This window comes from Brevundimonas sp., from assembly GCF_044239655.1.
Lineage (GTDB): Bacteria > Pseudomonadota > Alphaproteobacteria > Caulobacterales > Caulobacteraceae > Brevundimonas.
The window spans coordinates 1-9,009 of sequence record NZ_JBIIAY010000230.1; the positions used below are offsets into that span (position 1 = coordinate 1).

Consider the following 9,009-nt stretch of genomic DNA (forward strand, 5'->3'; position numbering starts at 1 on the left):
AGCTTTAGTCTGTAATACAAAAGCATCAAACTTTTCTTTCTGATTGCTATATCCACTATAGTAGCCATAACCATATACTCCTATTACAAATAGTCCAATGGCGATAGCAGTATATAATGGATTTAATCTTGCAAGCATAACTCTCTTTCTGCTTTCCGCCTATGAACAATACCAGAACAGTTGCTGCTTTTAATACGGCAATCTTTTCCAGCCACATAAACCCATCTGTCAAACTCTTTACATGAACCAATGCGGTCTCCAGCATTAGCCTTCTTAGCCATTGTAGACTTGCAGAAAGCATTGCCTCCTACATTGTATGCAAAGCTAACGTAAGCATCATACTGGCCTTGTGTCATTGCAGTAGTCACGCATTGTGATACTTTAGTTCCCGTGGCAGATGTGTTTACTTTTAAATCTTCTAATGCCTTGACTACAGTAACAGGCTTGTTAGGAGTAATAGTAGCATTCCCAAATCCATTTGTCACAACTCCACCAGTATCTTTATATGGGTCAGAACTAAAGCCTTCGTGCATTGCAATCAGTAACAGTCCACTAGCAGATAAAGCAATTGCGCTTTGTGTAATCTTATTCAATTACTTTTCTTCCACACGTTTGTGATGCTCTTTCAATTCTTTGTGTGCCAAGTATTTAAATACTACATTGACAATAAGGCCCACCAAACCAATGCACAAGCCGCCAATGGCAGCAAACTCATTAGCAGTCATGCCAAAAAATATAGCGCTGCCAGCTCCAGCGTAAGTTGCCTTGCCTGCAATGCTTGTGATTGTTTCGTGTTCCATTATTATCCCTTACCTGTTTACAACAGCATCTATTGATAAATTAATTCTAGTTGTCCCTGATAAATTTTTAGTAATTCTATGCCAAATATCTGACGCATCAAATGTCATTAATCCTTTATTAGGTATATCTGCATCTACATAATTCATTGCATTTGATTCTTTACTTAATTGAAATATGCCACCACGTTTAGCATTTTCTACAATTAAATTAATTCTTACTATTTTTTTAGTTGCCATTAGTTTTTCATCTAATGGGTCAACATGATTCATTACTTCTGTATTTCTAGGAGCTATACTTATAACCCAGTTAAAATATGTGTTAGGATTTTCTTCTGGCACCCCAACGGCTTTCTGCATACGGCTTACAATCTCTTGTAACTTTGTATTGGTTTTTAATTCTTCCACTATAGAAAAGAAATATATAGGTTCAGTATTACGTCCAAATGTAGCATTGTGATGCTGCTCATGGTCTGCATAAGAACGTAACTTCCCTGATGATTTAGCAATATATTGAGCTACTAATTCTTTTAAAAATACCTGTTCGTCATCGCTAATGAAATCAGGAATTACCTTGTACATACTTTCCCCATCTTTTGTGCATACTATCAGTAATGCTATTAAGTTCTAAAAACTCAAATCCGTTTTTGACGTATAACTTTTTAAAGCCTAACTGCCTAGCACCTTTTCTTGATGTATGATTATCAATTGATACTTTAGCTAACAATCTACTCTTAACTTTTAATGCTTCAACTAATGCGGAATATCCTAATAAGCCTAAAGCAAAAGATGGCGGCACTGTTATCTCAATAGAAAAATTCTCAGTAGCCATAAAATTATTTAGGTTATATAAATTAATTCCACCTACACAAATATCTTTTTCCCAAAACCCCCATACATGGTCAGATGTATCTTGACCTGCTTTCCCCATAGTCTTTAATACTAATAACTTTTCTTCTAAGGTTTCAGCTTTTTTTAATACATACATTACAATGGAGGCACTGGATATACAGGGTTATTAATGTCCAATGTGTCAGGCAAATCCCTTAATGCCTGTCTGTATGTACGCCAATTAGCAAGCCAAGTTTCATCATGCAAAGCAATAACATCAGGCAATTGTGTCCAATCACTAGCAGCTAAACGAACATCACGTTCTTGAAGAATCCAAGATAACTTCTGTTCTTGAGTTAGGTTTGGGTCTTGACCTATTAATTGTATAGCTGACGCATCTATTTCTGGAGTTGCATGAGTTAGCCATGTTTCATCTCCATTTGCTTGAACATCTATAACATTTACTACTAGCTTATGTTCATCAATAAAGTTTTTTAAAATACCTGAAACCATAGCATTTACTTCTTCTGCGGTTTCAACTTTTGTATTTTCTCCTGTAAACGGATTATATACGTTATAAATCATCTCATCTCCTTAATTTTAAGATACGGCACCGTATACTCTAGTAGTATTGCCTGAAACCCATGTCACTGATTTGCCATTTAATTCTACTGCGCGGCCACCAGACCCTGGACTGCCAGCAGAGCCATTACCACCAGAAGCTCCCCAGCCGCCACCGCCACCACCGCCACCACCAGCATTCGTTTTATTTCCACCAACAGCATTAGATGAACCGCCATCGCCTCCATTAGACCTAGTTGGCCCTGCACTAGCAACGCCACCAGCACCTCCAGAACCTGGTAATATGCGACCACCGCCACCACCGCCAGAGCCATAAACAGTTGTGCCTTTAGCGTTTCCAGATTGACCGCCACCGCCACCGCCAGCGCCACCACCAGAGCCGCCAGTAACAGATGTGTTTGACGTACCAGTAGCACCAGCACTTCCTACTCCGCCACCGCTACCGCCAGCACGTCCAGAAAAACCAGTTCCTCCGTTACCACCGCCAGCGCCACCGCCACCGCCACCTTCATAGTTAGTGCCATTACCACCGCCACCACCGCCACCAGCAATATAGGCAGAACCGTTGGTGTTATTAATAGTTGCGTTTAATGATAGACTTAGGGCAGGGCCACCTGATGTAGCTGCGGTAGATGTGCTTGAAAATCCATTACCGCCTTGACCAATAATAAATCCATTATTAACAATAGTAAGCGTATCGCCTGTAGTTCCACCTGATAAAGCTAATCCAGCATTCCCAGTTGATGTTGCATATAGATATACGCCTGAATTAACTGTAATTGTAATATCAGATTTACCTGAAATATACCCACTAATTCCAGATAGGTTTAATGAAGCGTTAGCAGTACTTGATGCGTAGGTCACTGATAAAGCTACACGATTAGTAGTTCCATAAAAATTTTGAATTGAAATAGCACCACTTGTTGGAACTGCTCCATAAGTTCCAGAAGTTCCAGATGGAACTAACCCTCCTCCAGCGTAATACTCGCTAAGGCTAATTGGATTAGTGCCACCAAATTCAGTTTGAATATCAGCTAATGTTAGTGAGCCTGAGGTTGGTAATGCCATATTAAATAGTCCCGTATGCTGTTACGTTTCCAACGACTGTTAAATTACCAGAGCCATCTAATTTTGCTTTTGCTGTACCACTTACTTCAAAATACAAAATTCCTGATGATTCATAAACTTTCCATGTAGAGCCAATTGGAACTTTTGCAGAACTATCTCTTTTTACATATTGACTATTTCCAGTTCCAGCACCATTTGTAGCTAAATCAGCAAGGTCTGCATCATACGCTTGAACATCAACACCAATTTCAACGCCTAAATTATCTCTAGCAATAGAAGCACTGTTTAAATCAGATAAGTTATTATTAGCAATTAATGCTCCAGACAATGAAGCGTAAGCAGCAACCCATGCAGAGCCAGTATAAACTTTCATTACGCCATCTGTAGAATTAAAATATAAAGCCCCACCAAGAAGGGCATTGCCATCATTATCTACTGACGGGTCAGATGTTTTAGTCCCTAAGTAACGGTCATCAAAGTTATCAAAGGCTGTTAATGTTTGGTCTCTTGCGGCTTCTGCGGCAGTTTGAGCAGATGCTGCATTAGTTGCACTTGTTGAAGCAGAACTAGCAGATGATGCTGCATTAGTAGCAGATGTGCTTGCCGCAGATGCTGAGTTAGAAGCGTTGGTTGCAGATGTGCTTGCAGCACTTGCACTGTTACTCGCATTAGTCGCTTGTGTTGTTGCTGTGCTTGCAGAACTAGATGCAGAACTTGCAGAGCTACTTGCATTAGAAGCGGAAGTAGAAGCGGCAGATGCACTAGAAGCAGCGTTAGTAGCTGATGTAGATGCAGCACTTGCAGAGCTTGAAGCACTAGAAGCACTAGATGATGCAGCGCTTGCGCTAGATGATGCAGCACTTGCGCTAGAAGCTGCATTAGTTGCAGCAGTCTCAGCATTGGTCTCGGCTGTTTCAGCATTAGTCTCAGCAGTCTCAGCATTTGTTTCAGCTAACTCAGCAGCAGCTTGTGCAGCTTCGGCAGCAATACGAGCTTCACCAGCAGCAGCGGCATCTATAACTAAAGCCCATTTAGCACTATCAGCATTTGTACTAATCGGCAATGAGCCACTAGAAGTATGAGCTGTAGTTACTAAATAAATATTGTCATTAGTTGTATCTTTAACAATGTCTCGGTTAGCATACGTTGTGCCACTAGCCCAATTGCCACGCCAGTTACCAATAGGGTCTCCAGCTACAGGATTACCACTAGCATCAAACGCTAATGTTTTACCAGCACGAACCGTGTTAATTGGCAACACCATGTTAATGTTAGTAGGGTCTGTAACAGGAGCCTTAATAGAACGCTCTGCTGTTTCAGCTACTTGTTGCACTAAAATAGTTTGTGAATCTAACTCATCATTGACTGTGTTAGCAAAGAAATCGCCACCAGTCGTAAAGTCTGTGGTACGCTCTACAGGTCTAGCGCCAACAATAGTAATACGGTCTGAGCCAGTAGCCGCAGATACTAATGTTACCGAACCTGTGCCTAGTGTGGAACTGATTGATACTGTGTAATCAGTAGTCAATGTCAGCAACACATCATTCTTGTATACTTTAATGTCTGTGTTAGTTAATACTTCAAAATTAAAAGCGTAAGGGCCAACACCAGCAGAGCCTGTGTAGACAATACGTCTTGCTACGTTACTTATTGGATAATCTGCCATGTCTTAGTCCCTTGCCCTTCTCATCATTAATTTTCTATTTTCTTGCGCTTTTGCATCAGCTCTTGCTTTTAATGTAGCATGAGATTCTTTTACCATTCTTTCAATTTTAGCGTTCCCATAATATTTATCTTCTGGATTTTCCAGTACGGTATCACGCGCTGATTTAAATGCAGATGACATTATGCTTTCTACATGCGCTTTTCTATCATCAGGATGACCATTAATAAAGTTGTTATCATACTCCAACTCTAAGATTGCGTCACGCATACCAAATCCACCATCAGCAATTGGCAGACTAGCAAGTTTAATAATAGCCTTGTATTCTTTATCTGACAATGGAACACTGTATGGAACAGTTCTAATCTCATCACCAACATCAATATCAAAAGAACCTTGAATATTTCTTTCTGGCATTCTTGTAGATGCGCCACTTAACAATCTAATTTGCTCTGCTTTATCATTCTTGCCAAATGTTGTTTGCAATACAGAAGATGTGTCATAAGTTAAATCACGTCCCCATATATCTACTTTATTTAAACCTTCTGATAAATATAAACCACGCATTGCTTGATTCCATCCAGCCATTAATCCAGCCAAGCCAGGTGGCATATCAGGGTCAATAGGGAATTCCTCTTTATTGTAATCCCAATCTTTTACAAACATCTTTCTTGCGCCACTAGCTGGAGCGTAGAAATCTACCGCAACTTGAGATAGCCATTTTGATGTTTTATTAACTGCATTAACTGTGCCTTTTTCTGGGCTTCTGTTAATTTCATCTATGCCTCTGATAATATCAGATAAGCCAGTAAGCATCTGATAGTCCATCAAATATTCTGACATGCCAACAACGGCTGCACCAAACATTCCAGAGTAATCATTAGGCTCTAAATATCTTGATGATTCATACATTGTTGCACTGATGCCAGCAAGCGCTGCAAAGGTACTCATACCATTATATGAAGCAAATATTTTACCTTTGTAATTTCCACTTCCCAATGAATATTTAAAAGATTTTCCATACATTGCTTCTGCGCCAGATAAACGTTGTGCTTCTGTTTGCCCTTCTGTTTGGCCTTCTGCATCAATAACAAATGCAAATGGCAATGCGCCTTGTGACAGCCAAATTTCTCTCTCAGCTTTATCTCTAGGGCCAGCACCAGTAATTTTTCCATCAGCAGCTAAAGTAGTCATATATGTCATAATGCCAGCGCCAGTTGTAAGCTTTGCTAATGCCATATCACGTTTAAGATAATCGCCAGATTTAATATCCTCGTTCATCTTACGACCAATATCTTGAATCTTCTTTGTTACTTCATGCCATTTACCTGGAGTTTCCATAACAGTAGCAGCAGTTCCTTTTGCTGCCATCCATGCTGCACCTAATGGGGTATGCTCCAATGTTTGAATCATGTCATTTGTTGTTGTTGCCATAAATGGAAACTTCAACCTTATTAAATGACCAATTCCAGAAGTGTCATTATTAGAAGTCATATCAACAAGCCATTTGTGCATTGTCCCTTCTTTTGGTCTTGCTTCCAATGTCCAATACTTAGCTTCTTGTAATACATCATCTGGAGGATTTACATATACATCTCTAGCTGCCGCTTGATATGCAGCCCATTGCTCATCTTCTGACTTTCCAAATGAACTAGCAAAATCTCTAGCCTCAATGCCTTTGCGAGTTGCAAGTGCATCTAGCCCCATTTGATAATGTATTCCTTTTGAAAACTCACTTACTGTCATTACAGAGCGACTTCCGTAAGAGTGAAGGAAGTTCATTGATTTAAAAAACATTTGAGATAATGGAGTAGCATCTGGGTCAATGTCATAAAAATCAGGGCGACCAGTCAAACCAGTTCTTTGACCAGAAAGATTATCTAATGCTGAATATTTATTTTTCCATGCAAACATTGCAGCTTGCAACCCATTCTTAATTCCCTCATCTAATGCAGCAACTTGAGATAATGCTTCCGTTGCATAGCGTCTATTAGATGAACCTAAATTAAGTTTTCCATTAAACAAGTCTGTGTTTCTTGCCGCCCCCCAAAATGACGCTCCTAATGTATTAGCAGGGCGCAATCCAATACGAGGTAAGTCACCCCCAACTACGCGCGCAAGCGTTCCAAATCCAGAGATTGTGCCGCTTAGATAAGCAGTAACACCACGGGTCATCCATGAATCTGTTGTTGCAGCATCATTCATTTTCATCAATACTTTATTTCTAGCGGCTTCATCTAAATCTGAATTTGCCATTACATCTTGACGCTTCTTAAAGAAAGCCAACAAATCATCTTTATTTTTAAATCCTGGCAAGATTGATTCAAATGCCTCGCCCATTACTGGTTTATATCCTAACGCACCAAATGCTTGAGCAGTATTAGTTTGATAGCCTTTAACGCTTCTCATCAATAAGCTATTAAAAGAGATAGTCTTTACAGCGTCATATAATTCAGTATCAGTAGCTTGATTAGCTAATGCTTTACGACCAATGTCGTCAAGAACTGACTTGCTCCATTCAGCAGCCATATTTACTTGCAATGAGTTCTCATAAGAAATACCAAGTTTTCCACCTAGCAAGTCATCAATAAACTCTTTATCAAACCCTTGACGTTCAAACTCTTTAGCTGCATCAGTAAAGCTAACGCGTTTTGTTTCGATGCCTGCTAAGTCTCCAATAGCTTTAAGCGCTGGAGCTAAATCGCCACTGCTTGAAAGATTGAACACTTCTTGTGGAGATATTAATTTTGCTTTTGTTTGAGACTTAATAATACTGCGTTCAGCATCAGATGTCGCATTAGCTAATCTCGATGCTTCTTCTGCTCTAATATTTGCAATGTATTCTTCTGATGATTTAATTTGTTCGCCAAGTTGTTGTGGAGTAATCACAGGCTCTTGCGCCATCATTTGCTCAACATCTTGCACAGGTTGCTGTACTGGTTGTTCTAATTGTTGAACTGGAGGTTCTTGCGTTTGCTTGATTACGTCATCAATAGGCGCAGTCTCAATTGGCATTGCCTCATTAACATTATCTACAGGAACAACAGTTTCATCAGTAATGCTTACTGGAGACGGCTCATCAAATGTGACAGCAGTGCTATTAATATCATCAGCAGTCTTAACATCAGCAGCAACATCTGTTGTTTCTACGGCTTGTTGTACCTCTTGTTTTTTAGGGACAATTGGCTTTTGATATTTACGTTGCTCAATAGTTTGTAGCACTGGCGTTTTAAATGCTGGAGCTTCCATTATCTTTTCATCGAGCTTTTTAATAGGCTCAACTATTTTATCTACTTTGCCTTTAACTACACTTCTTGATGCTTTGATAGCCTCAGCAACGCCTTTTAAACTAGCCATTATTTATTCGCCTTTGTCATCTTTTTAATTCCTTTAGCGGCAACTTTTACAGCCTTACTGCCAGCATGCAATATTCCCACTGGGCCAAGTAATTGAGTTCCGCCCTCAACAAATTCAAATCCTTCTGGAGATTTACCAGCAACTTTAGATACTATTTCTTCTGCTCTTTGAGTATCAGGATTAAATTTTGATGAATCAGCCTCAAACTCTTGTAGTAATGCGTCTAACTTTGATTTTCCTTGTGGAGTGTTAATAACAGCGCCAATTCCTTTTATAAGCTTTTCAAGCTCACCGCCACCACCAACGTACCCTTCAACTAATCCTTTGCCGCCAGCCTCTATTGTTTTTAACAACGCTTCTCCAACAGGCATATCTTTAATTGTATTTTGGTATTCTTTGCCAGATTCATTAATCTTAGTGCCAACTTGTTTAACAAATTCTACTGGCAATTCTGTTTCGCTTCTTACGCGATTTTCCATATCACGATAAGCTTGCATAGCCTCTGCATGTTTATTTAAAATAACATCAACAAAACTATTCATTTGGCCCTCTGCTATTTAAATTAGATGGCAGGTCATTCACCTTCATTTTAGTATAAGACTTAGCATCTTCATATTTTTCAAAATATGATTTAATGTCTTTATAAGTTTGGTCAGTATCTTTATTTAATCCTTTTGGGAATTTATAAACACGCTCAAAATGTGATACTCC

The 9,009-nt window shown here is 39.4% G+C and carries 9 protein-coding genes; all 9 read right to left on the reverse strand.

The window, feature by feature from the left end:
• Positions 1-122 precede the first annotated feature (122 nt).
• Genes ACILQR_RS16790 through ACILQR_RS16830 form a run of 9 tightly spaced genes read right to left on the reverse strand, consistent with a single transcriptional unit; the run spans position 123 to position 8,840 of the window.
• Positions 123-593, reverse strand: a complete 471-nt coding sequence (locus tag ACILQR_RS16790) for a lysozyme (protein ID WP_395652503.1) — start codon at positions 591-593, stop codon at positions 123-125.
• The gene (locus ACILQR_RS16795) at positions 594-800 is read right to left on the reverse strand and encodes a holin (protein WP_395652504.1); all 207 of its coding nucleotides are present in this window, start codon (positions 798-800) and stop codon (positions 594-596) included.
• Positions 801-809: 9 nt separating this feature from the next.
• The gene (locus ACILQR_RS16800) at positions 810-1,379 is read right to left on the reverse strand and encodes a hypothetical protein (protein WP_395652505.1); all 570 of its coding nucleotides are present in this window, start codon (positions 1,377-1,379) and stop codon (positions 810-812) included.
• Positions 1,360-1,785 carry a hypothetical protein gene (locus ACILQR_RS16805; protein WP_395652506.1) on the reverse strand — a complete coding sequence of 142 codons (426 nt, stop codon included), beginning with the start codon at positions 1,783-1,785 and terminating at the stop codon, positions 1,360-1,362. Before ACILQR_RS16805 ends, ACILQR_RS16800 begins: the two co-directional genes overlap by 20 nt.
• On the reverse strand, positions 1,785-2,213 hold the full coding sequence (locus ACILQR_RS16810) for a phage tail assembly chaperone (RefSeq protein WP_395652507.1): 429 nt from the start codon (positions 2,211-2,213) through the stop codon (positions 1,785-1,787). The genes ACILQR_RS16805 and ACILQR_RS16810 overlap by 1 nt, the downstream gene beginning before the upstream one ends.
• Before the next feature lie 15 nt (positions 2,214-2,228).
• Positions 2,229-3,278 carry a hypothetical protein gene (locus ACILQR_RS16815; protein WP_395652508.1) on the reverse strand — a complete coding sequence of 350 codons (1,050 nt, stop codon included), beginning with the start codon at positions 3,276-3,278 and terminating at the stop codon, positions 2,229-2,231.
• Between the two features lies 1 nt (position 3,279).
• The gene (locus ACILQR_RS16820) at positions 3,280-4,944 is read right to left on the reverse strand and encodes a hypothetical protein (protein WP_395652509.1); all 1,665 of its coding nucleotides are present in this window, start codon (positions 4,942-4,944) and stop codon (positions 3,280-3,282) included.
• A gap of 3 nt (positions 4,945-4,947) precedes the next feature.
• Complete coding sequence (locus tag ACILQR_RS16825) at positions 4,948-8,298, reverse strand: hypothetical protein (RefSeq protein WP_395652510.1); 3,351 nt, start codon at positions 8,296-8,298, stop codon at positions 4,948-4,950.
• Positions 8,298-8,840 (reverse strand): hypothetical protein, encoded by a 543-nt coding sequence (locus ACILQR_RS16830; RefSeq protein WP_395652511.1) that lies wholly within the window; start codon positions 8,838-8,840, stop codon positions 8,298-8,300. The genes ACILQR_RS16825 and ACILQR_RS16830 overlap by 1 nt, the downstream gene beginning before the upstream one ends.
• Between the last annotated feature and the right edge of the window lie 169 nt (positions 8,841-9,009).